The sequence below is a fragment of the Alcanivorax sp. NBRC 101098 genome (assembly GCF_001010505.1).
Classification (GTDB): domain Bacteria; phylum Pseudomonadota; class Gammaproteobacteria; order Pseudomonadales; family Alcanivoracaceae; genus Alcanivorax; species Alcanivorax borkumensis.
In genome coordinates this window covers 1993049-2019642 of record NZ_AP014613.1, presented here as the reverse complement: position 1 = coordinate 2019642, position 26594 = coordinate 1993049, and the positions used below count along the sequence as shown (strand labels likewise).

General features: G+C 53.8%; 25 protein-coding genes and 1 other RNA gene. 11 read left to right on the top strand and 15 right to left on the bottom strand.

Translation table 11 applies throughout. The annotated features are described in order from the left end of the window. Positions 1-59: 59 nt before the first annotated feature. A complete protein-coding gene (gene gap, locus AS19_RS09140) occupies positions 60-1076 on the bottom strand; it encodes a type I glyceraldehyde-3-phosphate dehydrogenase (protein ID WP_046961979.1) in 1017 nt (338 codons plus the stop codon). A gap of 224 nt (positions 1077-1300) precedes the next feature. Here gap and ffs point away from each other — a divergent pair. From ffs to AS19_RS09115, 5 genes are all read left to right on the top strand, one after another. Beyond that, positions 1301-1397, top strand: an RNA gene (gene ffs, locus AS19_RS09135) — signal recognition particle sRNA small type. 146 nt (positions 1398-1543) lie between these two features. Continuing rightward, positions 1544-3391, top strand: coding sequence for a DNA polymerase III subunit gamma/tau (gene dnaX, locus AS19_RS09130; RefSeq protein WP_046961978.1), 1848 nt, complete (start codon positions 1544-1546; stop codon positions 3389-3391). An 84-nt stretch (positions 3392-3475) separates the two neighbouring features. Then, the gene (locus tag AS19_RS09125; RefSeq protein WP_011589055.1) at positions 3476-3793 is read left to right on the top strand and encodes a YbaB/EbfC family nucleoid-associated protein; all 318 of its coding nucleotides are present in this window, start codon (positions 3476-3478) and stop codon (positions 3791-3793) included. 24 nt (positions 3794-3817) lie between these two features. Further along, the gene (gene recR, locus AS19_RS09120) at positions 3818-4420 is read left to right on the top strand and encodes a recombination mediator RecR (RefSeq protein WP_011589054.1); all 603 of its coding nucleotides are present in this window, start codon (positions 3818-3820) and stop codon (positions 4418-4420) included. Between the two features lie 151 nt (positions 4421-4571). Next, complete coding sequence (locus AS19_RS09115; protein WP_011589053.1) at positions 4572-5714, top strand: acyl-CoA dehydrogenase family protein; 1143 nt, start codon at positions 4572-4574, stop codon at positions 5712-5714. Positions 5715-5828: 114 nt separating this feature from the next. Here the strand turns inward: AS19_RS09115 and AS19_RS09110 are convergent, their stop codons facing one another. Together AS19_RS09110 and gpmA are read right to left on the bottom strand one after the other, a co-directional pair. Further along, complete coding sequence (locus tag AS19_RS09110) at positions 5829-6821, bottom strand: putative solute-binding protein (RefSeq protein WP_011589052.1); 993 nt, start codon at positions 6819-6821, stop codon at positions 5829-5831. A gap of 815 nt (positions 6822-7636) precedes the next feature. Then, positions 7637-8383, bottom strand: coding sequence for a 2,3-diphosphoglycerate-dependent phosphoglycerate mutase (gene gpmA, locus AS19_RS09105; RefSeq protein WP_011589050.1), 747 nt, complete (start codon positions 8381-8383; stop codon positions 7637-7639). Between the two features lie 220 nt (positions 8384-8603). Between gpmA and rnd the strand changes: the two genes are divergently transcribed. The 5 genes from rnd to AS19_RS09080 are packed head-to-tail and all read left to right on the top strand — an operon-like array spanning position 8604 to position 11291. Then, complete coding sequence (rnd, locus tag AS19_RS09100; RefSeq protein WP_011589049.1) at positions 8604-9677, top strand: ribonuclease D; 1074 nt, start codon at positions 8604-8606, stop codon at positions 9675-9677. Further along, entirely contained in the window at positions 9677-9994 is a 318-nt protein-coding gene (locus AS19_RS09095) for a YcgL domain-containing protein (protein ID WP_011589048.1), read from the top strand. Before rnd ends, AS19_RS09095 begins: the two co-directional genes overlap by 1 nt. Beyond that, on the top strand, positions 9984-10445 hold the full coding sequence (locus tag AS19_RS09090) for a YcgN family cysteine cluster protein (protein ID WP_046961977.1): 462 nt from the start codon (positions 9984-9986) through the stop codon (positions 10443-10445). The genes AS19_RS09095 and AS19_RS09090 overlap by 11 nt, the downstream gene beginning before the upstream one ends. Positions 10446-10494: 49 nt before the next feature. Beyond that, the gene (locus AS19_RS09085; RefSeq protein ID WP_231860751.1) at positions 10495-10842 is read left to right on the top strand and encodes a hypothetical protein; all 348 of its coding nucleotides are present in this window, start codon (positions 10495-10497) and stop codon (positions 10840-10842) included. Then, entirely contained in the window at positions 10839-11291 is a 453-nt protein-coding gene (locus tag AS19_RS09080; protein WP_011589045.1) for an HIT family protein, read from the top strand. The genes AS19_RS09085 and AS19_RS09080 overlap by 4 nt, the downstream gene beginning before the upstream one ends. 252 nt (positions 11292-11543) lie before the next feature. On the opposite strand, the gene AS19_RS09075 is transcribed toward AS19_RS09080, so the two are convergent. From AS19_RS09075 to AS19_RS09060, 5 genes are all read right to left on the bottom strand, one after another. Further along, on the bottom strand, positions 11544-11906 hold the full coding sequence (locus AS19_RS09075) for a PilZ domain-containing protein (protein WP_011589044.1): 363 nt from the start codon (positions 11904-11906) through the stop codon (positions 11544-11546). Between the two features lie 5 nt (positions 11907-11911). Further along, the gene (locus tag AS19_RS14100) at positions 11912-12064 is read right to left on the bottom strand and encodes a hypothetical protein (RefSeq protein WP_155849267.1); all 153 of its coding nucleotides are present in this window, start codon (positions 12062-12064) and stop codon (positions 11912-11914) included. 186 nt (positions 12065-12250) lie between these two features. After that, positions 12251-14581, bottom strand: a complete 2331-nt coding sequence (locus AS19_RS09070) for a TRAP transporter large permease subunit (protein WP_035461029.1) — start codon at positions 14579-14581, stop codon at positions 12251-12253. 195 nt (positions 14582-14776) lie between these two features. Continuing rightward, positions 14777-15790 (bottom strand): putative solute-binding protein, encoded by a 1014-nt coding sequence (locus AS19_RS09065; RefSeq protein ID WP_011589042.1) that lies wholly within the window; start codon positions 15788-15790, stop codon positions 14777-14779. Between the two features lie 67 nt (positions 15791-15857). Further along, the gene (locus AS19_RS09060; protein WP_011589041.1) at positions 15858-16886 is read right to left on the bottom strand and encodes a hypothetical protein; all 1029 of its coding nucleotides are present in this window, start codon (positions 16884-16886) and stop codon (positions 15858-15860) included. Between the two features lie 175 nt (positions 16887-17061). Here AS19_RS09060 and AS19_RS09055 point away from each other — a divergent pair, with 175 nt between their 5' ends. Next, positions 17062-18423: an AarF/ABC1/UbiB kinase family protein gene (locus AS19_RS09055; RefSeq protein WP_011589040.1), complete on the top strand. Its 1362-nt coding sequence runs from the start codon at positions 17062-17064 to the stop codon at positions 18421-18423. Positions 18424-18590: 167 nt separating this feature from the next. On the opposite strand, the gene AS19_RS09050 is transcribed toward AS19_RS09055, so the two are convergent. The 7 genes from AS19_RS09050 to AS19_RS09020 all read right to left on the bottom strand — a co-directional run bounded on the left by AS19_RS09050 (position 18591) and on the right by AS19_RS09020 (position 26283). After that, entirely contained in the window at positions 18591-19766 is a 1176-nt protein-coding gene (locus AS19_RS09050) for a putative solute-binding protein (protein WP_082116367.1), read from the bottom strand. A 125-nt stretch (positions 19767-19891) separates the two neighbouring features. Next, complete coding sequence (locus tag AS19_RS09045; protein WP_011589038.1) at positions 19892-20962, bottom strand: putative solute-binding protein; 1071 nt, start codon at positions 20960-20962, stop codon at positions 19892-19894. Between the two features lie 136 nt (positions 20963-21098). Beyond that, positions 21099-22268 carry a putative solute-binding protein gene (locus tag AS19_RS09040; protein WP_011589037.1) on the bottom strand — a complete coding sequence of 390 codons (1170 nt, stop codon included), beginning with the start codon at positions 22266-22268 and terminating at the stop codon, positions 21099-21101. Positions 22269-22655: 387 nt separating this feature from the next. Then, the gene (locus tag AS19_RS09035) at positions 22656-23423 is read right to left on the bottom strand and encodes a YciK family oxidoreductase (RefSeq protein WP_046961975.1); all 768 of its coding nucleotides are present in this window, start codon (positions 23421-23423) and stop codon (positions 22656-22658) included. Positions 23424-23551: 128 nt separating this feature from the next. Further along, positions 23552-24220, bottom strand: a complete 669-nt coding sequence (locus AS19_RS09030) for an HAD-IA family hydrolase (protein ID WP_011589035.1) — start codon at positions 24218-24220, stop codon at positions 23552-23554. A gap of 19 nt (positions 24221-24239) precedes the next feature. Further along, entirely contained in the window at positions 24240-24959 is a 720-nt protein-coding gene (gene ubiG, locus AS19_RS09025) for a bifunctional 2-polyprenyl-6-hydroxyphenol methylase/3-demethylubiquinol 3-O-methyltransferase UbiG (protein WP_035461039.1), read from the bottom strand. Further along, positions 24952-26283: a TRZ/ATZ family hydrolase gene (locus AS19_RS09020; RefSeq protein ID WP_046961974.1), complete on the bottom strand. Its 1332-nt coding sequence runs from the start codon at positions 26281-26283 to the stop codon at positions 24952-24954. The genes ubiG and AS19_RS09020 overlap by 8 nt, the downstream gene beginning before the upstream one ends. Positions 26284-26594 lie beyond the last annotated feature (311 nt).

Below are 26594 nucleotides of genomic sequence, written 5' to 3'. Positions count from 1 at the left end.
ACCTGTCCCCGCATCATGCCTGCTGCTTTTTGGCGATGCGGGGCTGGCTCTGTCTGTGCCTAGCGTTCCATCCAATACGCCGCAACATCCAGCATACGGTGGCTGAAGCCCCACTCGTTGTCGTACCAGGCCAGCACTTTTAATTGTTGCTCCAATATCCGAGTGTGGTTGGTGTCGACCACGCAAGAGTAGGGTTGGTGGTTAAAGTCACTGGAAACCAGGGCCAGATGGTTCATGGCCAATACCCCCTGCAAGTCACCGTGGGCCGCATTGTTCAGGCTGTTATGAATCGCCTCCACCGTAGCGGGCTGTTCCAGCAGCAATGTCAGGTCCACCAATGATACGTTGAGGGTGGGAACTCGCACCGCCATTCCGTCCAGTCGCCCGGCCAGGTGAGGCAGCACTTTTCCTACGGCTTGAGCTGCGCCGGTGCGGGTTGGAATCATATTGACTGCCGCGGCGCGGGCGCGCAATAAATCTCCGTGGGCCTTGTCTACCAGGTTCTGGTCGTTCGTGTAGCTGTGGATCGTGGTCATTAGCCCCTGTTTCACCGTGAAGTTGCGGTCCAGTACATCTACCAGCGGAGCCAAACAGTTGGTGGTGCATGAGGCGTTGGAAACGATGCGTTGATTGTCATCAAGAATCTTGTGGTTGACGCCATAAACCACCATGGCGTCGGCGTCGCCCACCGGGTAGCTTGCAAGTACCCGGCGAGCGCCAGCATCAAGGTGCTGTTGAAGTTGTGCTCGTTGCTTGTAGCGGCCGCTGCATTCGAACACTAAGTCTGGAGCCAGTTCACGCCATGGTAATTTTTCCAAATCGGCAATGGCGTAGCAGGGCACGCTGAGACCATTAATTTCCATGGTTTGGCCGTCATAATGCACAGGATGAGGCCAGCGACCATGGGTGGTATCGAAGGCAAGCAGGTGCGCGAGTACATTGAAATCGGCAAGATCGTTGATGGCGACAAGTTCAAAACGCTCCCGGGCTGGATGTTCGCTGAGGGCCCTAACTAGGCAGCGTCCTATACGGCCGAAACCGTTGATGGCAATGCGAATGGTCGGATTGCTGTCCATGAAGCCTCCCTGTTCGCGCTGGGGTTAGATATAGAGTCTGATGGACCTTACTTTGCTTTTTCAAGTGTAGCCTTGCGGCTCGACTGGGGCCAGCCTGCTCAAGCTTTAGCCTGATGAACGCCCAACCCCGGTCGTGCTCTTGCAATAGCGGTGGGCTTTCGCCACAATGCGCGCTCGTTTCGCGGCTACTTGGTTACTAGGCTGCAAACGCGTTATGGTCGACCCGTCGGTCCCCCCGCAACGATAAGCTGCGAACCCCGCCAGGCCCGGAAGGGAGCAACGGTAGCAGTGGAATTGTGTGCCGGGGTGCGGCTGGCGGGAAGACCGCTCTAATTCCTGTACTCCCTCCCATCGCGCTTTTACGTAACACGCTTCTTGTACTGTCCTCCTTTCGGGAACTTCGTTAGCATAAGCTTTTTGATTCCAATCCTTTTTTTCTTCGTGGTCGAGAAAGCCGCTGGAGTGCTATGAGTTACCAGGTTCTTGCCCGTAAATACCGCCCCCGCACCTTTGATGAACTGGTGGGGCAGGAGCACGTTTCACGGGCCCTGATGCATGCCCTGGACCAAGATCGTCTCCACCATGCCTATCTATTTACCGGAACCCGCGGGGTGGGCAAAACCACTATTGCCCGTATCCTTTCCCGATGCCTGAACTGTGAGCAGGGTGTTAGTGCCCGGCCGTGCGGTGTATGCCCTACCTGTCAGGAAATCACCGACGGCCGTTTCGTTGACTTGATCGAAGTGGATGCGGCCAGCCGCACTAAGGTGGAGGATACCCGCGAACTGCTGGATAACGTGCAATACGCGCCGACCCGAGGGCGCTACAAGGTGTACCTGATTGATGAGGTGCACATGCTTTCCGCCCATTCTTTCAATGCGTTGCTGAAAACTTTGGAAGAGCCCCCGCCCCATGTGAAGTTTCTGCTGGCCACTACAGATCCGCAGAAACTGCCGGTGACGGTGTTGTCCCGCTGCCTGCAATTTAGTCTTAAGGCTTTGCCTGCAGAGCAGATTGCTGGGCATTTGAAAACGCTGCTCGACAAGGAAATGATTCGCTACGATGAGCCTGCACTGCTCTCGTTGGGCAAGGCGGCTGAAGGCTCTATGCGTGACGCGTTGAGTCTCACGGATCAGGCTATTGCGTTTGGCGGTGAGCAGCTCAGTAGTGAGGCGGTGAACGCCATGCTGGGCACCGTGGACCGTAATCATGTGCTTACCCTGCTGGTGGCGCTGGCCGAACAGGAACCGGGTGGGGTGCTGCAGGCATTAGCATCGGTGAGCGAGCATTGTCCTGGTGAGTTGGCATTGCTGGATGAGCTGATCAGCCAGCTGCACCAACTGGCGGTGTGTCAAGCGGTGCCAGGCAGTCACGATGAGACGCAACAGCAGCTCGCTGCAGCGCTTACTGCAGAACAGATTCAGCTTTATTACGACGTGGCTCTACGTGGCCGCCGTGACCTGCAGGATGCCCCAGATAGCCGCGCAGCCTTGGAGATGCTATTGCTGCGCATGGTGTTGTTCACTCCCAAAGGTGTATTGGTGCAAGGGGATAACCCCTCAGTAAAAAAGCCTAAAGCGGTAGCGTCGTCGGAGGAGCCCGGCGACAAGCCAGATTTGCGTGCCCTGTTGAACAAAACGCCTGCCGCTGCGCCGGCCCCGGTCTCGCTGCCTACACCTACATCGGCTTCTGCACCTGTTACAGCACCAGAGCCTTCGCCGACACGGGCTGCACCGGCCGCTGCCGAGCAGGCAGCATCAGCGGACGATGCGCCACCTTGGGATGAAAGCCCTGGCCCATCAACGTCTGCTGTCGCGGTCGCGCCGTCGCAGAGTGAACCGCAAGCTGAGCCAGAGCCTAATCAAGCGCCAACGCAGGAAGTAGAACCTCTGGCGCCGCTCGCGGAGCCCACCAATGAGGCGGAAGTTGCCACCTGGTGGGCCGCGTTGTTGTTGCGGCTGGACGTAGATGGCACGGTGCGCAATATCGCTCGCAATGCGGTGCTGATCAGCCGCGAGGAAAGCGTCTGGACGCTGCGCATCAGCCCAGGTCATCAGGTCTTGGTTAACCGCGAGCGGTTGGAAGAATTGAGTGGAGCGCTGGGGAATTACTTCCAGCGGCGTATTCAGGTTCAAGTGGAATTTGAGCAGCAGCCGGGCGCGACACCTGAGGTCATCGCCGAAGCTCGCCGGCAGGAATTGCTGCTCCAAGCTAAAGACACTCTGCATTCGGATCCGGTGGTGCAGCAGTTGATCACCACCTTTGGCGGTCGGTTGGATGATGAGAGTGTCACCCCGAAAGAGAGAGTGGAATAAAGAACGCGACACGCAACAGGCGAGATGATAAAGCATGGTTTGTCCGTGCTGGATGCTGCTTGAAGCGTTATATGGGAGTAAATCATGGATTTCGATATTAACAATCTCATGCAGCAGGCCCAGGCCATGCAAGAGAAAATGAAGAAAATGCAAGACGAAGCCGCCAATGCTGAGGTGGTAGGTGAGTCCGGTGCCGGCTTGGTGAAAGTCACCATGAATGGCCGCCATGATGTGAAAGGGGTGGATATTGATCCAAGCCTAATGAGTGAAGACAAGGAATTGCTGGAAGACTTGCTGGCCGCTGCGGTGAACGATGCGGTGCGCCGGATCGAGAAGCAGCAGCAAGATAGCATGCAGAACATGGCGGGTGGTTTTCCGTTCCCACCGGGTTTCAAACCCTAAGTTCAGCGACGAGACCCCGAAACTGTGAAACACGCGCCGCTGGTTGACCAGCTTATCAATGCCTTTACCTGCTTGCCCGGCGTTGGGCCTCGTTCGGCCCAGCGTATGGCTTATGCGTTGCTGGACCGCGGACGCGAATCTGGACGTCGCCTGGGCGATGCCCTCCATGCGGCTATGGATGGGGTTCAGCATTGCGAACGGTGCCGCAATTATGCGCAATCGACGCTTTGCCCGGTGTGTGAAGATCCGCGTCGAGATGCGTCGTTGGTGTGTATTGTGGCAACCCCGGGAGATGTGTTGGCCTTTGAGCAATCAGGCGAATACCGCGGCCAGTATTTTGTACTGATGGGCGAGTTGTCGCCGCTGGATGGCATAGGCCCCCGTGAGCTGGGGTTAGATGTGCTTGAGCAGCGTCTTAATGAAGGGCAAATCAGTGAATTGATACTGGCCACAGGCACCACGGTGGAAGGCGAAGCCACTGCGCACTATGTGTTGGGCCTGGCTCAAGATGCCGGGGTGGGTGTGAGTCGTATCGCTCAAGGGGTGCCAATGGGGGGCGAGTTGGAGTTTGTGGATGGCGCCACCTTAGCGCAGGCTCTGAAAGGTCGCAGGCCCTTTGATGCTTGAAGTTTCGGTCCCTTTCTTGAGCGCCTAATTTTTCCACTTTATCGATAAATCAAAACGATTGGATTCGTCTGGTTTCCTCCTCTGGCTTTCTGGTAAGGTAAAACCAAGCAAGCGCTAGGTTGTTTGTAATCAATAAATCCAAGGAGGCCCTGTGAGTGCCCTGAATTATTTCAATGAAACCCATCAGATGGTGCGCGATACGGTGCGCAAATTCGTTGAACGGGAGATTCTCCCGGAAGTAGACGATTGGGAGGAGGCGGGAGAATTTCCCCGTGAGCTGTACAAGAAAGCGGCATCTGCAGGCATTCTTGGCATCAATGCACCGGAAGAATTTGGTGGTACCGGTGAAGATATCTTCATGAAAGTTGCTGCCTGCGAGGAGCTGGTACGGTGCTCGTCCGGCGGCCTTTGCGCGAGCTTGGGCTCACTGGATATTGGCCTACCCCCCGTTTGGAAATGGGGCAGCGAGGCCATGAAGCAGCGGGTCGTTCCGGAGGTAATCAACGGAGACAAGATTTCGGCGCTGGCGATTACCGAGCCTAACGGGGGGTCTGACGTGGCCAACCTGCAAACTCGAGCGGTACGTGACGGTGATCATTATGTGGTAAATGGAGCTAAAACCTTTATTACCAGTGGGGTGCGCGCCGATTATTACACCGTAGCCGTACGCACGGGTGACAAGGGTTATGGCGGTATCAGCCTGTTGCTGATCGAAAAGGGTACCCCGGGCTTCACCGTTGGGCGCAAATTGAAAAAGATGGGCTGGTGGGCGTCTGATACTGCTGAGCTATTTTTCGAAGACTGCCGGGTGCCGGCGGAAAACCTTATTGGTCCGGAAAACGGTGGCTTCTACTGCATTATGAGCAATTTCCAGATGGAGCGACTGGTACTGGCAGTAACTGCCAATAGCACGGCTCAACTGGCACTGGATGAAGCTCTGCGCTATGTGAAAGAAAGGGAGGCATTTGGTCGGCCACTGGCAGGCTTTCAAGTAACACGGCACAAGTTGGCAGAAATGGCCACGGACGTAAAAGCCAGCACAGAGTTTACCTATCGGGTTGCCGCCAAAATTGCAGCTGGCGAGAATTGCGTGCTGGATGTGTCCATGGCGAAAAATGTGGCAACGCGTTGTGCTGATCGCGTGACCTACGATGCGGTACAACTATTTGGCGGCAGCGGATACATGCGGGGCACCGTGGTGGAGCGCCTATTCCGCGATAATCGGATTCTCTCTATCGGCGGCGGCACCCACGAGATCATGAATGAGGTGATTGCAAAGCAGATGGGGTTATAAACGGCAAGCTTCAAGCTTGCAGCTTAGAAAAGCGCTAAACGTAAGAGGCCGCGTCTAATTTTTATGGACGCGGCCTCTTTGCTTTAGAGCGAAAAAAGCTTCAATTTTTAACTGTCAGCTGCACTCTGCACGGGTCGCTTCCATTTTGCAGCGAACCTTGCGCAGAAGAGTGAGCATGTCCTGATCGTAGTAACCTTCGTCGCGAAGTTGATCACGGGCTTCCTGCATCATGACTTCATATTCGGCTTTGTCCGCATCGGGGATTTCTACCCACCAATGCTTGGCCACATGCTTGGCCTCATTATCTAACTGGCTGGTAATCCGTTGCAGGTTATTATAGAAGTATTCCCGTGATTTTTGAGCCATTTCTGCTGGGAACCGGTCTTTCTTCGCAATTAACTGGAAGGTTAGCTGAACCAGTGGGTAATTGATGATTCCACCGTCTGGGCTCAAGCCCTTGTACAATTCCAGAGCGCTGTAGGCCACCAGCGGTGCAACAATGATATCAACAACGCCATTGTTGAACTTGGTGGAGAAGTTGGTGATGTCTGAGGCGATGGGTGTAGCGCCGACCTGGGAAACGAGTTTGGCTTGGGTTTCATCGTATTCTAGAACCGCGACCTTTTTGCCAGCAGCCTTAGCCAGAGAATTTACTTCTCGGTCATTCACGAAAACAAATGCGGCCCCAGCGGGCGCAATTCCCATAATTTGGTAGGACCCTTGGGATAGTTTGTCCGCGCTTTGGGGGTGGGAAAGTACTTGTAGCAGCACTTTCATATGGTCCATGGTGGGAATGGCCCCAATGGAATCCACTGTCCCTGCATATTTATTGAATGCCCGACCGCGAATGCCAGTAATCAAAGAGGCATCGCAAATACCGGCTTTCAGGTCCTCAGCAACAATGGCCTCGTTGGTATAGGGCACAAGCTCTGTTTCCAGGCCCCAGCCTCGCGCGGCGGCTTTCCAGTCTCTCATGGCGTTCATGATCGGGCCTACATTGCCGACAATATCAAATACACAGATTTTGCGTTTGATGGTGTTTGCCTGTGCGCTAAAAGGCGCAGACAGGGCATAAAGGGCTAGAATGGCGGTAAACAGCTTCTTCATCAGTGTATCCCTGCTTGTTATTACTAGTATGTTTGCCGATGGTTGATTTTCTCGATAGTAGAGATGTCAACCGCCAACGCAATGCCTTTGATTTTTTGCTCAAGGGCATTCTGGCCAATCGCCATCGTAATCAGGTTTGGTGTTGGCGGCGGGTGCACTCGGTGCACTTTCGGTAAGCTTTGCTGGAACTGGATTGATCACTGTAGCCAAGTAAATGGACAATTTTTTCCAGGGGCAGGCAAGGTATTGAGTTGCAAAGGTTTCCCGCACTTTGTTGCGGATACGACTAAAGGCTGTGCCCGCCACTAACAAATGCTGCCGTAGCGAGCGCGACCTTCATGTCCAGCTTTTCAGCAATGGTTTGTAGTGAGCTATTACGACCAAAAGGATTTATTAGGGCACGGGAGGTCAGGTTATTTGATGCTGCGGGAAGGGTACTCTGGGCAGCAGGACGATATTGGCGCAAAAGTAGAGAACCAGTTTGAGCCGCATTTTCACTATCAGTTAGCCAGAAACGTTGGCCAACTGGAACCGCTGCGCTGTGTCGTGCATCCGGCTAGGTGTGAGCGTTATCTGCAACAGTGCCGCCAGCATAGAATGGTCGAAGGCATATCAAGATGGAGTCGCTGCATACTGGCCCGCTGGCGAGCAGCGCGCCACAGCGGAGATGGCCAATGAACGTGGCTGTATGCAAGGTCAAATAGGCCTGCAGTAATGTGAGAAGCTATGCTTGTATGATGACGAAGGTATGAAGCACAAAAAAGCCCCGCCGGGTTTGGCGGGGCTTTTTTGTGGCAGGCTCCTAGCTTGCCTGCTTACGCCTTACCTTGGTTGGCGACTGCTTCTGCCGCTTTCGCTGCAGCTTCGGCATCGCCCAAATAGTAGTTTTTAATGGGTTTGAGATTGTCGTCCAGCTCATAAACCATCGGCACTCCAGTAGGGATGTTGAGCTTTACGATTTCTTCGTCAGAAATGTCGCCGAGATACTTCACCAGCGCACGCAGACTATTGCCATGGGCGCAGATTAAAACCTGTTTCCCAGCTTGAATTTGCGGTTTGATATCACTTTCGAAGTAAGGAATAAAACGGTCCACCGTGTCTTTAAGACTTTCTGACAAAGGAATTTGAGCTTCACTCAAGTCCTTGTACACTCGGAAGTTGCCAGCGTAGCGCTCATCGTCACGTTCCATTTTCGGTGGCGGCGTATCGTAGCTACGGCGCCATATATGTACCTGGTCGTCGCCATATTTGGCGGCTGTTTCCGCTTTATTCAAACCCTGCAAGGCACCGTAGTGGCGTTCATTCAAGCGGTAGTCACGGATAACAGGGATCCACATCTGGTCCATGTTATCCAGAATGCTCCACAGGGTGCGGATCGCACGCTTGAGCACCGAGGTATAAGCCAGGTCAAATTCAAACCCGGCCTCTTTCAGTAGTTCGCCTGCGGTGCGGGCTTCTTCGCGGCCTTGCTCGGTAAGATCAACATCTTTCCAGCCTGTGAAGCGATTTTCCTTGTTCCATACGCTCTGGCCGTGGCGGACCAGTACCAGTTTCGTGCTCATTAGCGTCATCCTGTGCGATTTCAATGCGGCGCAAAGAGTAGCAGAAATGTGCCGGGAAATTGAGCGCCACAGGCCGTATAATCGTCGCAAATTCTGTTGTTGCCGCCGAAGGTGCCTGCTTTGTGTGTATTTTGCAGGTTATTTTGCCCTTCTCTTACGGCAGCAAAGATCCGAGAAAGCCGTATGTTAGGGCTTTTACATTCCCGGAAAAGGCAAAAAGATGGCGTATCTCTGGTGCGAAGATAACAAAGAGATCAGCGAATGGCAGGCAAGCCTGGCGGCAGGTAGTCGGCTATACCTGGACACGGAATTCATGCGTGAGCGCACCTTCTGGCCACAATTGGCACTGGTGCAAGTCCATGATGGTGTGCGCATTCGACTTATTGATACTACCGAGGTTGATGGGCCTACTTTGTTGCCAGTATTTCAGAATCATACCTTGGTGATGCATGCTTGTTCCGAAGACTTGGAAGCAATTGCTACGTTTACTGGCCAGTACCCGGCGGCCATTGAAGACACCCAGATTGCCGCTGCACTGAGCGGCGAAGATATGCAGTGGGGTTACCAGAAAGTGGTTCAAATGCTGTTGGGTGTTGATCTTCCGAAAGGGGCCACGCGAACCAATTGGCTGAAACGGCCATTAAGCGATGAGCAACTTCACTACGCGGAAGATGACGTAAAATATCTCCCGGAAGTGGCGGGGATTCTCGCCGAGCGACTCGATGGCTTGGGCCGCCGCGCTTGGTGGGAAGAAGAATGCGCTCGTTTGCTCAAGCAGGCTCGCAGCCAAGTGCTGCCGCAAGACGCTTGGCGTAACGTGAAAGGCGCGGGCTTGCTGCAGGGCGAAAGCTTGGCGGTATTGGCAGCACTGGCGCCGTGGCGTGATCAGATGGCTCGGGAGCGAGATCTGCCCAAAAGCTTTGTGTTAAAAGATGCCCAGTTGCTGGACTTGGCCCGTACCAATCGTACCGACAGAGGCTTGCTCGCGGACTTGGGCTTTCATCCCAAACAGATTCGTCGCGACGGAGATGCGTTGTTGGCATTGATTGAACAGGCCCGAGGGCAGACTCCCCCCGATCCGTTGCCGGGGCCGCCGGATATGGCACAGAAGAAACTTGCCAAAACCCTGCGTAGCCGGGTTGCGATTATTGCCGAAGAGTTGAATATGAAGCCCGACGTATTGATGCGTCGCCGTTGGCTGGAAGCCCTGATCCGCCACCCGGAGAGGGTGCCGGAACCGTTGACCGGCTGGCGTAATGATGTTGTCACCCAACCTCTGCTGGAGTTGCTGTAGTGAGTGAGGGAGTGCTGAAAGGCAAATTGTTTTGTTCGATCTATAAGAGCCGCCGCAAAAGTGGCATGTATTTGTATGTGGATCGGCAAAAAGGGCTTAAAGAGGTGCCCGAGATATTGATGGGACAGTTTGGTCATGCCGAGCACGTGACTGATATGATTCTGAACCCGACGCGCCCATTAGCACGCGCGGATGTGGAGCAGGTCATGGAAAAAATCCGCGAGCAGGGTTTTTACTTGCAAATGCCACCACCGCCGGATGAAGACCTGTTCATGGCTGATGGCCACCCGGATAAACCGGTTCGACATGATGCCTGATACGACGCTGCCGCTGCGGGGTCAGTTCTGGACCCTCCCGCTGAGCGACCTCAATGTCCGCGAGTGGGAAGCGCTGTGTGATAATTGTGGCCGTTGTTGTCTTGTAAAACTGGAAGATGAAGACAGTGGCGAGTTAGCGTTTACCAATCTGGCGTGCCGCTTTCTGGATAGCAAGCAATGCCAATGTCGTGTGTATGAAGAGCGTTTTAAGCGGGTTCCGGATTGCATTCGTGTCACTGAGAGCATTGCTAGGGATACGAATTGGTTGCCACCCACCTGTGCATACCGTTTACGTGCAAAAGGTAAGCTGTTACCCGCTTGGCATCCGTTGCTCAGCAACAATGCTGACAGCGTGAGGCAAGCGGGGATTAGCGTTGCGGGGCGGGTGGTGTCAGAGCAACTTGTGCGGGAAGATGATTGGGAAGAGCATATTGTTCACTGGATCGACTGATGTAGGCGGTGGCTTGCCGGTGGGTTCAATAACATGAGTGGGAGACGTTGTGACAACACAAGCATATTTATGGGGTTGGTTTGCCTATTTGCTGGGCAGTATCGGTGTCTTGTTCGTTTGGTGGTGGCTAACACGCCCTCTGAGCCGCTGGGCTAAGGTGCCGCTGCGAACTCTGCTAACTGCCCTGTTGCTCACACCATGGTCCGTATCTGCGCAGCATGACGAATGGGCTCCGGCTTGGGTGGTGAGTTTGTTTGACGGCCTGGCTCAGGATAATGTGAGCCTTTGGCGCGCCGGTGGCCCATTGGTGGCGATGTTGCTGGTGGCGCTGGTGGTGGCTGCATTAGAGCTGTGGCGGCAGCGGCGCAAACAAGCGGCTATGCTGGCTCAGCAATGAGCGAGTGTATCTTTTGTCAGATTCAGGCGGGGACTTTGCCCGCCAGCGTGGTCTATGAAGATGATTTGGCGCTGGTGATTCTGGATTTGTTCCCGATCCGTGAAGCCCATTGTTTGGTGATTCCTCGCCAGCATGAATCCTTGCTGGAAGGGTTGGATGCTGCGGTGACGCATCGGTTGATGGATCTGGCCCGGCGGACGATTGTGGCGCAGAAACGGGCCGGGCTTGCCGTAAAGGCGCATAATGTGGTGGTTAATGATGGCCGCGAAGCCAATCAGCATGTGCCCCATGTGCATGTGCATGTGATTCCCCGTCGCGGCGGCGACACTTTAGCGACCGCAATGACTTGGGCAACCCGCCTAATGAATGTGTTCGGGATGGCAAAGCGGCGTAAACGCCTTGATCGGCTTGCGGGTTTGTTAAGCGAACATTTTCCGGAAAAGCTCTGATGTTTGTTGTCTTGCAGCGTTTCTAAATGGTGCGCTGCGAGAGTCGGTGCTCGCGCTTTGTTATCTTTCTCCTACCCTGCCTAGGGTTTCTTTTTTCTGCGTTTGTGGTCATGTACGGCTTTTGCCAAGGCAGACTTGTCATAGGCTAGGGCTAGCGTTTAATGCCCTGCGGCCGTGCTTGGGGTTGCTTTCACTGAAAAAGGTGAGGGGGCTCCCTACAGTAAAATGACTGGTCGTCCTGGCCCTGGACGGTCAGTCACTAAAATGTCCTGTTGAGTCGAAGTGAGCCGCCCATAAACGTCCGTCGGCGCGCTCCAGGTTCAAAGCTATTCCGGCGAGAAGATGGCCTTCAGGTGCTGCGCACCAAGCGATAGTGCCGTAAAGATGGTAGGTGCCGTAGTTTTCCAGCAGAGCAACCCAGAGCTCCACATCCGTATCGGGCTTGATTGGTGAGGGTAGCTCCACGCTGATACCCGCTAGGGAAATGTCGTGAGAGGTTAGATAGAGGCGATCTTCCGGGTCTAAGGAACTCGATCCTGCCGGTAACAAGGTGAGAGACAAGTTCTCTTCACGGTTGATTCGGGGGTGGCGTCGGTTGTCAATTTTTGTAGCCATGTGACTTATCCGTAAATCATTCTGTCAACAACGTAAGCGGCGGTGGCTATGGTGGCAACCACCCCGAACAAGAATAGCAAGAATAACAAGGCGGGTTTGGCCGTTTTGGGAAGGCCTTCGGTTTTTCGTGAAGGCCGGTTTTCTTGGGTTTTACTCATCCGCTATCTCCCTGAAATCTCCAGATACTTTACAGTATTCGTTATTGCGGAACGATAGGAAACTGGCGGGGTGAGAAGCGGGTAAATATGTCTGGTTAGTAGGGGCTTCTTTTTCCAGTTAAATAGTTTTTGTTGCTGAAATAAAAAAGGGCCCGATTGGGCCCTTTTCATGTTCAGTTTGGCGGGTTAATGGGCGCCAGCCTGAATTTTCTGGAACAGGAACTCGTGGAGCGAGTCCGACATCAGCGGTACGTAAGATACCAGCAGCAGTGCGGTCAGCATCACCGCAATAGGCAGTAGGAACTTCTCATAGCGACGGTAGAAGTTGCCATCCGGCACTTTTGCGGATTCCACTTCTTCGTCTCCCACTACTTGCCTTGTTAGCAAGTGGTTTAGCGCCACTGGAGGTGATAGATAACCCAGCTCAAAAGCTACCAGGGTAATCATCCAGAAGTGTAGTGGGTCAATCCCATTATCGAAGGCAATTTGTGCAAGGGTTGCGTTCACCAAAATTACTGCGCCATAGGGGTCCATAATCATGCCGATAATCACCATGGTGACCACCAGCAGTGTCATGGCTACCCAGATACTCGGGAACGTCTCAGGCAGCATTTCCATGACCCCGGAACGCTCGATGATACCGCCGACGCTTACCGATAGAGCCATCAGCATCAGCAACGCGCCAATGTGCCCGGTGGTTTCGTTAGTGGCAAACCGCAATGAGCTTTCCATCTTCTCACCCACACCGGGCTCTGGTTGGTAATGCGGGTCCATATCCGGTGTTTTTACAAGGTAATAAATTGCCAGACAAGCGCCGAGAATAGCATTACGCCAGAAAAGTCCCCAAAACAGATCGTTCAATTCCTCAGCGGAGGTGCCGGTAGGAATAGCACCAGCGTCTAGCGCATTGTTGATGCCCCACAGGTTGTAGCAGGAGTAGATCAAAAGGGGCAACAGGACGATCGTGAAAACGTGCAGGGATTTTGTGCTCAGTTTCTCGTAGGCCAGAATGGCTAGCAGCATTACCGGCAGGATAATGGGTGCGTAGTTTTCGTTTAACTCGGTGTCGAGTAGATCACGGAAGAACACCACTACGGTCCCCATGATAATCACATAGGGCAGTAGAGGGATGAGACGTTTCAAGCTTTGCGGTACTGCTTCAGAGAACGGAGCAATGCGTGCCGGAGCAGTACGGGCAAATTGGCTGTAAATGAAGAACAGGAACAGCGACAAACCAAAGATTTTCAGGCCGGAAGTGAATAGCTCATCTGTGGTCACGCTATTGTTCAAAGCGGCGATGATCACGACCAGCAGGCAGGGACGTAAAACCACGCCCATGGAGCCAGACATGGCGGTGGCGGCCAGCGCAAGTTGTTTACGAGCCCCAGCGCGAACCAACTCGTTATAGATGGTGGCACCGGCAGCAATAACGAAGATACCGGAGGCGCCAGTGTAGGCTGTAGGAACCGCTGCAACAGCAAGCACCACAAAACACATCAACTCCGGTGACATTTTCCAAGGACGTAGCACGTCGAAAACTAGGTGAGCCATCTTGGTTTGACGCAGCAGCATGCCGATCCAGATATACAGTGCCAAGCTCAGGAACAGGGTGGACAGTTCCATCATCATGCCAAGATAAACGCTAATCCCGTGGTAGTAGCCTTGGCTGATAAATTGTGCGCCAGCGGTAAGGCACATGAAGCTGTATAGCGGGATGGTCAACATTGCCTTGCCCCAAGTACCTCCTTCCTCAAGGTCTTTGGGCGGGCGAATCAGCTGGTAGAAAGCAGCGAAAGAGAGCAGCAGGAAGCCTGCAATCCAGAACTGGTGCAAGTAAAAGTGATTGACCTGAACTCCGTCGGCAATGGCGCTGATTTCTTCGCCTCGGTATAGCCAAGCAGAGAGGAGTAGCATTATGTTGGCGGCGAGCTGGCCCAAGCTAGAAACAAAGTGGTCTTTACGTGTATGAGCAGGACGTAGCGAAATGTGGTGGCGCGTTAATGTGGCGGTCGCGGCACAGATCATTACCAGCAAACAAAGCAGTAGACGCTTGTAGTTGCCCAGGGTAGTTACCACTTTGGCCACGCCTCCTTCCAAGGTACGGAAGGCAATCACGCCGGGGGTGGCTTTGTCCTGAATCAACTCATAGCGTTCCCATCTGCCGCGACAGTTATGTCTGGAAGATTCCAAGGACTGACGCAAGGCCGCTTCGTCCACGTCGGTTCCAAAGATGGAGGCTAGAGGATCGTCAGCCATTTGCTGTTTTTTCTGCTTAATGGCTTTTGCCAGCTCCTGATCCAGGTCTGGATCACGGTTACAGGTGGGCTGTTCCACCACTCCAGCGCCACGCAAAAGGAAATAGCCCTCCCAGGTATTCTCGCCGATCTTCAGTAGCTGCGAGTGAATTACTTCGCCGGAAGCCAGAAAAATGGTCAGCAGAAGAAGAATCAGTGTAGGAAGTGAGGATAGCCATTCCGCGACGGAACGGTTTGCAACAGTTAACGAAGGCTTGTCCATTGTGCACCCGGTTATTGTTATACCGCCTGAGCTACGGAGGGGGGGGGCGCTTTGGGGGGTAGGGTAGCGCTTTTGCCCCCGCCTTTTTAGGGCGATGTAAACATTTTTTCTTACCTGATCACCCGTGGGAACGGGTGACAGAATGTGAGTTGTTAATGAAGGACGGGGCCAGTTGGCCCCGTTCAGTTGAACTTTTTATTCAACAGGGTTAACGCACTCTGCGCGTGATGGTTCGTGTTTACAGCGTACTTTACGTAGCAGACCCATCATGTCTTTATTGTAGACGCCGTCTTTGGTGAGGGCGATGCGAGCGTCACGCATCATTTCGTCGTAACGGAGCCTGTCCGCCTCAGGAATACGAATCCACCACTTCTTGTTAACTTCGCTGTTGGCGTTCTCAATGACACGCATGGCGCGGTCAAACTGACCGAGCATGTATTTGCGTGACTGTGCAGCAAAATCAGCAGGGAACTTGTCCTTTTTCAGAATGACTTGTGCGGTCAACTGACCGAGTACGTAATCGACGATGCCGCCGTCAGGCTGCATGCCTTTGTACAATTCCAAGGCAGAGTACGCAGCAATGGGGGCAAAGCAGACATCAACGGAACCATTATTAAACCGGCTAGAGAAGTTGGAAATGTCAGACATAACCGGTGACATACCTACGCGGGAGGCCATGTTTGCTTGAGCCGAATCGTATTCCAGTACCGCGATGGACTTGCCAGACAATTCGCTGACGGTGTCGATAGTGCTGTCTTTAACGAACAGGTAGGCTGCTCCCATAGGGGCGACGCCACCTACTTCATAAGGGCCGGAAACCAACTTTGCATTGATGGATGGGCTCTCGCTGGTTAGCACTGTAATCACGGTGCGCATAGCGTCATAGCTAGGGATGGAGCCAATGGAATCCAGGCTGCCAGTGTAATTGTTGAACTGACGGCCGCGGATACCGGTTAGGACGGCGGCATCACATTGGCCGGCTTTCAGGTCTTCAGATGCGATTTTTTCATCTGTGTAGGGCTTGAGTTCAAAGTCCACGCCCCAGTTCAGCGCCGCGGTCTTATAGTCCTTCATGATGTTGTAGATATCGCCATTCGCGCCAATGATGTCAAATACGCACATAGTGCGCTTTTCGGCGGCTTGGACGGGGGTGAACGTCAATGCCAGAGCGGCAGTGGCGACCGCAGTGAATGCCTTAACATAGCGCATGATAGTCTCCTGGTTACTTCTTTAACTGTTTAACGCGTTAAAAGCGGCCTGAAGGCCGCTAGATGGCTTATAGCAAATCGTTGATATCAATAGCGGGGCCAGACGAGGCTGTGTCATCCCAGAAAGTGCCAGTGCCGCCTATAGGTGTACGCTTACCGGTATTCTCAGTCCATTCACGGTCCGAAATACCTTGGATAATAAAGCCAGCGATGGCGTCTAGCATAGCGTAGTCTGGATTCAGGCCTTCATCATTTGCTGCGTAATCACGGATGGCTTGGCGCAGACGCTCATCGTTGCCTTTGCTGAAAGCGCTCATGGCATACAGGGCGCTGCCCAAACGAATGCCGCTGTCGAACCCTGCCTTGGCTGAGGCTTCCAGCTCGGCCCATGCATCAGCGTTCGGTGGTGCTAGCATTGGTAGCAGGTTCCATACTGCAGCACGGGTACCGCGCGGTACGCCCCACCACTGATCGTTATCCAAGCATTTCATGTTGCGTTCAACTTTGGCTGCGATATCACGAGGTACGCCTACTGCGCCGTCGGAAGCGCCGTCGTTAAGCAGGGATTGAACACCGGAAATGTTACCGACCAGCCAGACCATTTCGTCAAAATCGTTATTCATGTTAGGACATTCACCGTCCTTGACTTCGCCGAAGGCTTGCATCATGTAGTTGTAAGCTTTGTACTGGCGATTTGCGGCAATGGCAGACCAGCGTTTCTGCTCGATGCGTGCATCTTGTGCTTCGCTGACTCGGCCATCTTTGACTGAACGCATGTAGCGCAGTTCAGCATCAAGAGCAATTTGCTCGGCGCAGGTGGCGGCAACGGTGAAGACCATGGCGCCCAGTTTGCTGGGGTCGGATCCAACACGCTCGAAAGACATCAACAGAGGTGTCTGTGCTTCGCCGGTGACGCATGCCATACGTACGTCATCATAGGTCATCATGTAGGGCAACATTTCGGATCGGCCGAAGCTGACCAAAACATCACCGGTAGCCTTATAGACAACACCGCAGCCTTGCAGAGCTAGGATGGCGCTTCCTACCAAGGCCAGACCGGAATGTCGTAGCATTTTTTTCATGGAAAGAGAACCCATTCGTAAGCTCCTTGTTTTTGTTCTCAAAATAGGGTCGTCAAAGGTACGAAAGTCAGCCGTTTGACACAAGCGGCAATTACAAAAAATCCTTCAAGCAATTACAAACAATAAATTTGCTATATCATGGTTTCTATCCGATAAATCATGTACTTCATAAAATAGATACGACTTTATTATGAGTGATCACAGTGACGTCAAAGATATGCGGGCCTGGCTGGAGGGCGAACGCAGTGGCCTTTCCCTGGCACTGAATACGGCACGGGGCGGACTACGAATACTCGAAACGTTGGGTGTAGTGGGGCGCCATGGGCTGGGCTGGGCGCTCGGTGATCGCCCGCCAATCCCGGCTTTGCTGCGTGCCACCTTCGAATCTTTAGGGACGACATACATTAAATTAGGCCAATTTATTGCCAGTTCCCCATCAATTTTCCCTGAAGAGTATGTCGAGGAGTTTCAACGCTGTCTCGACAGGACTCCCCCCCTACCTTTTCATTACATTCGGGATACTGTTGAAGCCGAGCTAGGCTCCAGCCTGGAGACGCTTTATGAATTTGTGGACCCTAAACCATTAGCCAGTGCGTCAATTGCACAAGTGCACGCGGCAAAATTGAAGGATGGTCGCGATGTGGTAATTAAGGTTCAACGCCCGGGTGTAAAGAATGTTTTGCTTACAGATTTCAATTTCTTGTACTTCGCGGCAAGACTTACTGAACGGTTGGCCCCGGGGTTGTCGCGTTCTGCTATTTCGGGGGTCATTGAAGAGTTACAGGCGGGCATGCTAGAAGAGTGCGATTTCATAAAAGAAGCGGGCAATCTTAAAGCGTTTAATGTTTTCCTGCGCAATACCGGTAACACTCAGGCGATAGCGCCAGAACCCGTTATGTCACATACCACGGGTAAAGTCCTGACCATGGAGCGTTTTTTTGGCGTGCCTCTAACGGATATGAATGTACTAAAGAAGTATACCGACGATCCGGCGGGTACGTTGATTTCTGCGCTGAACACGTGGTTTTCTAGCCTTATGATGTGTGACTTCTTCCATGCAGATGTTCATGCGGGTAATTTAATGCTGCTAGAGGATGGCCGAGTCGGATTTATTGATTTTGGCATCGTCGGGCGTATTCGTCGTGAAGCCTGGAATGGTATGGCGGCTTTCTTTGATGCCATTGGTCGTGGGGATGTGCGAAAGATGGCGGAAGCCATGGTCGTGATCGGAATGACTCGTGACGAAGTAGATGTTGCAGCGTTGGCGCGGGATATTGAAGGATTGCAGGGAGCGTTGGGCCAGGTGGATCCTTCTGCGCTGATGCAGGCAGACCGTAACGACAAGGAAGTGAACAGCCTGCTGGTAGATATCGTGAAAATTGGTGAGGGGCATGGTATTCGATTCCCGCGGGAGTTCGCCTTATTGCTAAAGCAGTTTCTCTATTTTGATCGTTATGTGCAGGTGTTGGCCCCGGAAATGGACATGTTCAGTGATAACCGGGTCGATATGTTTGGTTCCATAGAGGAAATACCAGGCGGATTTTTACATTAGAATTAGCCGTTAGCAGCAAAGAAGATAGAAAAGGAGAACGAGGAAAGTGTCTTCGTTTTCCTTTTAGAATTTTGGGTTTGAACTCTTGAATTGAAGCCGCGGGTAGCGTGATAACCGTGTGGCAGGGCTTTTGGCTACGCGTTGTAGTTTGTGGCTTATTTCTGCGTTTATTCCACCGGATTACTGCATTCCGCTCGGGTGGCGTCGAGCTTGCAACGGACCTTGCGTTGCAGGGTCAGCATGTTGGCATCATAGTAGCCTTTTTGGCGTAGCCGTAGACGCGCTTCCTGCATCATCATTTGATATTCTTTTTTATCTTCTGGCGGAATCTGGATCATCCAGCGTTCTGGCACTTTGACGGCTTCAAGATTCAGTCGTTCCATGATTAGAGGGTAGCTTTTGTAGAATTCTTCGCGCACCAGCTGTGCTACTTCATTCGGGAATTTGTCTTTGCGACCGATCAGCTGCATGGTGATTTGGGCCAGCGGGTAATCAATGATACCGCCATTCGGCCCCATTCCTTTGTACAGTTCCAGTAATTCGTAGGCGAGTAGTGGTGCGACGATAACGTCAACCACGCCGTTGTTGAATTTATTCGGTGCTGAAACGATATCCGATGCAATTGGCGTCGCGCCAATCTGTGAAACCATTTCCGCTTGTGTGGGATCATAGTCGAGCACGGCCACGCGCTTCCCTGCAGCTTTGCCTAGAGTGTTAATGTTCTTGTCATTGACGAAAATATAAGCGCCACCAGCCGGTGCAACGCCGAGTATGACATACTCACCGCTGATCATCTTGTCCGCGCTTTTCGGGCTGGCAAGGGCTTGCAGAAGGATGTGCATGTGCTCTTGGGTTGGCAGGGCGCCAATGGCATCGATGGTGCCGGTATATTTGTTGAATTGGCGGCCCCGTAACCCTGTAATCAGCGCTGCATCACAGAGGCCGGCTTTGAGATCTTCGGCTGCTACGCTTTCTTTGGTGTAGGGCTCGATATGAAGATCCACACCATATTGCCGTAGCCGGGTACGCTGGTCCTCAGCTGCCTTGAAAATTGGCCCGGAGCGACCGCCAATATCCCAGATGCAAATTCGACGTTTGAGGGGCTCGCCCAGACTGAATCCCGCAGCTTTCTGCATGGCTTTGATCCGTTCATCCAGACTGCGGTTCTGGTCATAGGCTATCGCACGCAATGTGGCCGCCAGTTCCGGTGTAAATTCCACACCGGGGGCAAAGCGCTCTAGTTCGGCCCGTTGGGCCGGCGTCAGATCAAAGGCTTCATTGGCGTGAAGAAATGCGCTGCCGACTAGTAGAAAAGAAAGAAAAAAGTAACGAAAAAATCTCACGATAGCCTCCATGGCTATTATCGTTTGTTGTTGCCATAAGGCGCTGTGGTCTACAGCTATACTGGCAGTGTCGCTCATTAGCTTGGCCGGCTCGGGGGAGAGATGAGCAAAAGATATGTTGTTTATTACTCAATGCTTTGGCTGCATTCGGGGCGACCCGCTTCTAGGCTGCAACGAATACGTTTCATGATGTTCAACATGGTGGGGTCATAATATTCGCTATCGCGTAGCTTGATACGTGCATCGCGCATCAAGCTGTTGTAGTTCTGCTTTTCGTCTTCGGGAAGTGAAATCCACCAGTGAGAGGGAATGCGATCCGCTTCTTTTTTCAGCGTGCTTTGTACCGCTTGGAAACTGTCTGTTGCAATTTCACGAATCAATGCCGAAAAGGCGGGGGGGAAGCGATCTGCATGAGCGATCAGTTGCGCGGTCAATTGTACGATGGGGTAGTCCACGATGCCGCCATTGGGCTCCATGCCTTTGTAAAGTTCTAGGGCTTGATAGGCAATCAACGGGGCGGGTAACACATCAACACTGCCATTATTGAATTGACTGGGAGCAGTAGCGAGAGTGCTGGCGACGGGGGTGGCACCGATATGGGTAACCAATTTGGATTGACCAGGATCGAAATCTAGCACCGCAACTTTTTTTCCTGCTACTTTTGAAAGGGAGTTGAGCGCCCGATCATTGACGAAAAGGTAGGCCGCTCCAGCAGGCGTAATGGCTAGGGTCTGATACTTATTGCTGGCCATTTTTTCGGCCAGTTGTGGGTGAGCAAGGGTGCGCAGTAAAACGTTTACATGCTCCAGTGTAGGCAGGGCGCCCAGTGCATCAATGCTGCCGGTGAAACGGTTAAAATGACGAGCCCGGAACCCGCTCATTAGCGCGGCATCACAGTGACCGTTTTTCAAAGAGGCAACCAACACACCTTCATTAGTGAAGGCTTCTAGACTGATATCAATATTATAGCGCAACAAATCTATGCGTAAATTGGTGGCGCCATTATATATCGGCCCGGAACGCCCGGATAAATCCCAAAGGCATATGTGCCTTTTCAGCATTTCACCGTCGGCAAGCCCCATGGATTGTCGGGCCTGCTTGAGTTGTGTTTTTTGTTTATCGGTCAGTGCCAGAGCACTGCTATGGGTTGCAGCAACCAACAGCAGTGCTGAGCATAGATACCTAAACGTCCCCATGACGATTCCTGTGTCATTCAATGGGGGCGTTTATAGCATTTCGCCGTGTGGCGAAGTTTTACCTGTTGTATGACAATTGTACAAAGCTTTCCGAAAGTCAGGGCGCGCAGGGTTTCCAGTAAGTGTTGTCGCTCACCTATTGGCTGATGCTGCACTCAGAGCGAGCTGGGTTGAACTTGCAGCGGATCTTGCGCTGCAACGTCAACATGTCGCCACTGTAATAGCCTTGTTCGCGTAGCGCGTCGCGAGCGTCCTGCATCATGACTTCGTATTCTTGTTTGTCTTTCTCTGGGATATGAATCATCCAACGCTCGGGTACCCGTTTGGTTTCCTGTTCGACGCGCTTTATAACCGTTGGATAGGCCTCGAATGATGCTTCGCGTATCAGTTGCGCTACTTCGTTGGGGAATTTATCCAGTCTTCCGATGAGCTGCATGGAAAGCTGCGTCAGTGGGTAGTCGACGATGCCGCCATCTGGACTCATGCCTTTATAAAGCTCAAGAAGTTCATATGCCACTAATGGGGCGGGCAAAATATCGATTTGCCCATTATTGAATTTGTTAGGCGCGGAAACGATGTCGGTGGCAATCGGTGTTGCGCCAATGGCGGCGACCATTTGCGCTTGGGTCTGATCATAATCCAACACCGCTACGCGGTGGCCGGCGGCCTTGGCCAGTGAACTGATGCTGCGATCGTTGACAAAAATATGGGCGGCACCGGCAGGGTAGATGCCCATTACTACGTAATCCCCTTGCACCATATGACCAGCCTGTTTGGGATGGGCGAGGACCTGTAGAAGGGTTTGCATATGCTGGTCGCTGGGAACGGCACCAATGGCATCGACGCTGCCGCTGTAAAGGTTGAACTGGCGTGCGCGCATGCCGCTCATCAAGGCCGCGTCACAGAGGCCGGCCTTGAGCTCTTCCACCATCACCGTTTCGTTGGTGTAAGGCACCATGTCCAAATTGATGCCGTACTCGATGGCCAGTGCTCGTTGCTCCATGGCGACATTAAACACCGGCCCATTGCGCCCGCCAATATCCCAAATGCAGATGGTGCGTTTCAGTGCGCTGCCAGCGGGCATTTGGTCCAAGCCCACCATTTGGCTGATGGCTTTGAGCCGGCTGCGAACCGGCATTTCACGGGTATAAAAAATGTCTTCCAGCTTTTCAAGGGTGTTGTCGTTGAGCGTGACGCCGGGCAGCAGTCCTCGTAATTGTTCTTTCTGTGCGTTGGTCAGCGTGGTGGCGCTCAGGGTGGCACATAGTAGGCTAAGAACAAAAAAAACAGAAAGTCGGATGTGCATGGGGATCTCCAGGCCGAGTTGTTGTTATAAGCAACCTTGCGGTAACAGGACTGTGTGTTTTTGAAAAATGCGGCAGGTTGTCACGGCAAGAACTGTTGTGATTGTTTTATAGCCTATAGAGATAGCACGTGACGAGCATAGAAAGGAGGGCTTTGGCGCAGTGGGTGACCGCGTTACGGCAAGCTGTGGGGAAACGGTCAAAGGTGGGACGCGTTGAACGTACTGAAAGTGCCAAAAAGTGCAAATTTCAAACGGGGTAAAGGGTTCAGGGGATATTCAGGACAATGCCCGCGCTGCATTTAGCCGCGAGCATTGAACCGTACCAACACGCTGCTGACGTGATTGCCTCTTTCCAACGTTGACCGTTCTACTTTGAACTTGCCGTTGTTACTTCGGTTGAGCATCGATAGATGCGCCGGTGACGTTTCGGCTATCCGGGCCCAACAAGAACAGATAGGGGGCCATGATGTCGGCGGGGGTCTTCAATGTGAGAGGGTCTTCGCCGGGGTAGGCCATGGCGCGCATGTCGGTGCGCGTACCGCCAGGGTTAACGGTGTTGACGCGAATGTTGCTGGTGTTTTCCAGTTCTTCCGCCAGCACTTGGGCTAGGTTTTCAGTGGCCGCCTTGGAGACCGCATAGGCACCCCAGAAAGCACGGCCTTTGCGCCCCACGCTGGAGGATGTAAATAGCAGGCGAGCATCGTCGCTGGCGCGCAGCAACGGCAACATGGCTTGGGTTAGATAGAAAGCGCTATTCACATTGGTTTGCATGACCGAATCCCAGGTGCCAGTGGCATAACGATCCATAGGCGTAATGTCGCCGAGCATGGATGCGTTGTGCAAGATGCCATCCAGTCGCCCGAACTCTTTGTCAAAAAGCCCGGCCAGTTCCTGAAAATCTTCCGGGCGAGCGACCGTTAGATTCACCGGCGCCAGCGCGGGCTCCGGGCCACCCGCGCCTTTGATTTCATCGTACACCGCTTCCAGTTTTTCCTGGGTGCGGCCTAGCAGAATGACCGTGGCGCCATGGGCTGCCAGGGCCAGCGCGGCGCTGCGGCCGATGCCGGCGCCTGCACCAGTGACGAGGATAATACGACCTTTGAAGGTGTCTTCAGCGCATTGGTAATTGAGGGCTTGTTGTTGGATATCAGTCATGGTGGTTCCTGTGTCGCTTTCGCCAAGCACGTGGCCTGACTTAGGTGCTGTAACTAACCGTAAGGTGGAGCGGGCATCTGCCTTAATTGCCGTTCTAGTGCTGCCCTATGATTAGTTTAGTCCGCGTTTTATGTATAGAGTTTCTGCAAAAGCGGCAGCAGGTCGCTGCCGTCTTCCAGGTAATAATCTGCCTGCCAGCCACGAGGGTCGTCGTCTGCATCGATGTAACCAAAGGCGGCAACGGCGGTGGCCATGCCCGCATTCTTGCCAGCTTGAATGTCGCGCAGGTGATCGCCCACATACAGGCAATGTGCGGGTTTTACCTGGTCGGCGTTGGCGGCAATCAATAGGCCTTCCGGGTCGGGTTTGCGTTGCTTGACGTGCTCCGGGCAAATCACCGGGCCAACGCGTTGGTGCAGCTTGAGCCCTTCCAGTACGGGGCCGGTAAAGCGGTCGGGTTTGTTGGTGACGATACCCCAGGGCAGTTGCTGAGCGTCCAGCCAGTCGAGCACGTCCTCCAAGCCTGGGAACAATACCGTATCCACGGCCAGATGCTGTTCGTAGGCATTGAGCAGTTCGTTCAGCAACAGAGCAAAGCTTGCATCGTCGGGGCCAACACCAAAACCAAGTTCAGTGAGCGCGCGCGCGCCATTGGATACATTAGCGCGCACCGCAGAGTAGCTCACTGTGGGGCGACTATGCTTTTCCAGCAATGTATTGAGTACCGTATAAAAGTCCGGGGCGGTATCGATAAGGGTGCCATCCAAATCGAAATAAACGGCTTCAAGGCGTTCCATTATTGGCTCCCGCAGGCAATCAGTCGCCCTTGCGGGCGTGCATCAAGTAATTCACCGATACATCCCGATTCAGTTTGTAAACCTGGGTGAGCGGGTTATAAACCATCCCGGCGGTGTCTTGTACATCCAGCCCCGCATCGCGGGCCCAGCCAGCCAGCTCGGAGGGTTTAATCAGTTTGGCGTATTCGTGGGTGCCGCGCGGTAGCAGGCGCAGCACATATTCCGCGCCGACAATGGCAAACATGAACGCCTTGGGATTGCGGTTGATGGTGCTGAAAAAGACTTGCCCGCCGGGTTTCACCAGGGTGGCGCAGGCGCGAATCACCGAGGAAGGATCCGGTACGTGTTCGAGCATTTCCAGGCAGGTGACCACGTCATACTGGCCGGCGCGCTGTTCGGCGATCTGTTCCGCCGGGGTTTGCAGGTATTCCACCGCTACGCCGGCGTGTTCTGCGTGAATGCGGGCGACCGCCAGCGGGGCTTCGCCCATGTCGATGCCGGTTACTTCTGCGCCGCGTCGGGCCATGCCTTCGGAAAGCAGGCCGCCACCGCAGCCGATATCAATGACTTTTTTGCCCGGCAGGCTGACGCGCTCGTCGATATAGTTCAGGCGCAACGGATTAATGTCGTGCAGCGGGCGGAACTGGGAATTTGGGTCCCACCACTGCTCAGCGAGGGCGTTGAACTTGGCGATTTCGCCGGCGTCTACGTTCGGGGTGTGGGTTTGCTGTTCAGTCACGGTCGGCTCCGGCGATTTTTTCTTGCCACTGCTGGGCATTCTTGAGGATCAGGGCTTCGTTGAGTGTGGTTAGCTGGCGGTTATCCATCAGGCAGCGCCCGCCCACCCACGTGTGGGTGATCTGGTCGCGGGTGGCAGCGTAAATCAACTGGGCCACTGGGTCATAGACCGGCTGGGTCTCCAGTCGGTTCAAATCCACAGCCACCATATCCGCCTGCTTACCGATTTCCAACGAGCCGATTTCGTTATCTCGACCCAATGCTTTGGCGCCATTCAGAGTGGCCATTTTCAGTGTTTCCATGGCCGGTTGCGCATCCGCCTGCAGGCTAACGCCCTTGGTTAAGAAAGCGGCGGTGCGGGCCTCCCCCAACATGTCCAGATCATTATTGCTGGCGGCCCCGTCGGTGCCTAGCGCTACGTTAATATTGGCTTTGCGTAGTTTCTCAACCGGCGCGAAGCCACTGGCCAGTTTCAGGTTGGATTCCGGGCAATGCACAACGTGGGTGCCGGTTTGTGCCACCAAAGCGATTTCTTCATCGGTGAGTTGGGTCATGTGAACGGCCAGCAGGCGCGGTGATAGCAAGCCCAGATTATGCAGCCGGGTCAGGGGGCGCTCGCCAGTGTTGCCCACCGCCATCTGGATCTCCCCGGCTGTTTCGTGCACGTGCATCATTATTGGTACGTCCAACTCTTCGGCGAGGGTGAGTACTTTCTGCAGAGGTCCATCGGACACCGTATAGGGGGCATGGGGGCCAAAGCCGATCTGGATGCGCGGCTCATGTTGCCATTCATCCATGGCGTCGGTGGCCAAGCGCAAATACTCCTCCGGCCCGGAGCCCATAGGGGTGGGGAAGTCCAGCAGCGGGCAGAACAGGCTGGCGCGCAGGCCGGCTTCAACCGTGGCGCGGGCGGCATGGGCGGGGAAGAAATACATATCGGCAAAGCAAGTGGTGCCGGAACGGATCATTTCTGCTGCGGCGAGCCGGGTACCGTCGTAGACAAAGGTTTCACTGACAAAGCGGCCTTCGGCGGGCCAGATATGTTTTTCCAGCCAAGTCATTAGCGGCAGGTCATCGGCGATGCCGCGTAGCAAGTTCATGGCCGCGTGGGTATGGGCATTGACCAAGCCTGGGATTAGCAGGTGATCACCCAGGTGCTGTTGCTCTTCGCTTTGCCACTTTACGTTAGCCAGGGCGCTGGGGAGCAGGTCGGCAATGCGACCGTCTTTGACCACCACGGCATGGTTCTCCAGCACCGCTTCCTGCGGGGCCACAGGGGCAATCCAGCGGGCGTGGACGATCAGGTCAGCCTGATTGTCGCTCATGCATAACTCCTTGCTCGAACTGGGGGCAGTAACCCCCGAATTGTGCGCCGCAGTATAGCGTGTCGCGGTGGATCTTGCCCTGACTGCGTGACGGTAAACTGTTTGCATGTTGGCAAGGGGCGCCATCTTGCGAGCTTCGACGCAGAGATGGCGCCGATACCCTCCAGCTGTGCTATCATCCCGGGCTTTTCCGGGCTTTATAGATCGGAATTCGCAATGGCAGTGGAGTCGGGCAGGGCGAATGTCCCCCGAAATACCTCGGCCTATAAGAACAGACTGCACGGGTGGCCATGGGCACCCCGTGAAATCGG

Coding starts and splice junctions, on each gene's coding strand:
- dnaX (WP_046961978.1), top strand. CDS start 1,544: ATGAGTTACCAGGTTCTTGCCCGTAAATACCGCCCCCGCACCTTTGAT.
- gpmA (WP_011589050.1), bottom strand. CDS start 8,383: ATGAGCACGAAACTGGTACTGGTCCGCCACGGCCAGAGCGTATGGAAC.
- AS19_RS09040 (WP_011589037.1), bottom strand. CDS start 22,268: ATGCACATCCGACTTTCTGTTTTTTTTGTTCTTAGCCTACTATGTGCC.
- AS19_RS09045 (WP_011589038.1), bottom strand. CDS start 20,962: ATGGGGACGTTTAGGTATCTATGCTCAGCACTGCTGTTGGTTGCTGCA.
- AS19_RS09080 (WP_011589045.1), top strand. CDS start 10,839: ATGAGCGAGTGTATCTTTTGTCAGATTCAGGCGGGGACTTTGCCCGCC.
- AS19_RS09125 (WP_011589055.1), top strand. CDS start 3,476: ATGGATTTCGATATTAACAATCTCATGCAGCAGGCCCAGGCCATGCAA.
- AS19_RS14100 (WP_155849267.1), bottom strand. CDS start 12,064: ATGAGTAAAACCCAAGAAAACCGGCCTTCACGAAAAACCGAAGGCCTT.
- AS19_RS09030 (WP_011589035.1), bottom strand. CDS start 24,220: ATGGAACGCCTTGAAGCCGTTTATTTCGATTTGGATGGCACCCTTATC.
- AS19_RS09055 (WP_011589040.1), top strand. CDS start 17,062: ATGAGTGATCACAGTGACGTCAAAGATATGCGGGCCTGGCTGGAGGGC.
- AS19_RS09070 (WP_035461029.1), bottom strand. CDS start 14,581: ATGGACAAGCCTTCGTTAACTGTTGCAAACCGTTCCGTCGCGGAATGG.
- rnd (WP_011589049.1), top strand. CDS start 8,604: ATGGCGTATCTCTGGTGCGAAGATAACAAAGAGATCAGCGAATGGCAG.
- AS19_RS09110 (WP_011589052.1), bottom strand. CDS start 6,821: ATGAAGAAGCTGTTTACCGCCATTCTAGCCCTTTATGCCCTGTCTGCG.
- AS19_RS09065 (WP_011589042.1), bottom strand. CDS start 15,790: ATGCGCTATGTTAAGGCATTCACTGCGGTCGCCACTGCCGCTCTGGCA.
- AS19_RS09060 (WP_011589041.1), bottom strand. CDS start 16,886: ATGGGTTCTCTTTCCATGAAAAAAATGCTACGACATTCCGGTCTGGCC.
- AS19_RS09090 (WP_046961977.1), top strand. CDS start 9,984: ATGATGCCTGATACGACGCTGCCGCTGCGGGGTCAGTTCTGGACCCTC.
- AS19_RS09035 (WP_046961975.1), bottom strand. CDS start 23,423: ATGACTGATATCCAACAACAAGCCCTCAATTACCAATGCGCTGAAGAC.
- gap (WP_046961979.1), bottom strand. CDS start 1,076: ATGGACAGCAATCCGACCATTCGCATTGCCATCAACGGTTTCGGCCGT.
- AS19_RS09020 (WP_046961974.1), bottom strand. CDS start 26,283: ATGAGCGACAATCAGGCTGACCTGATCGTCCACGCCCGCTGGATTGCC.
- AS19_RS09075 (WP_011589044.1), bottom strand. CDS start 11,906: ATGGCTACAAAAATTGACAACCGACGCCACCCCCGAATCAACCGTGAA.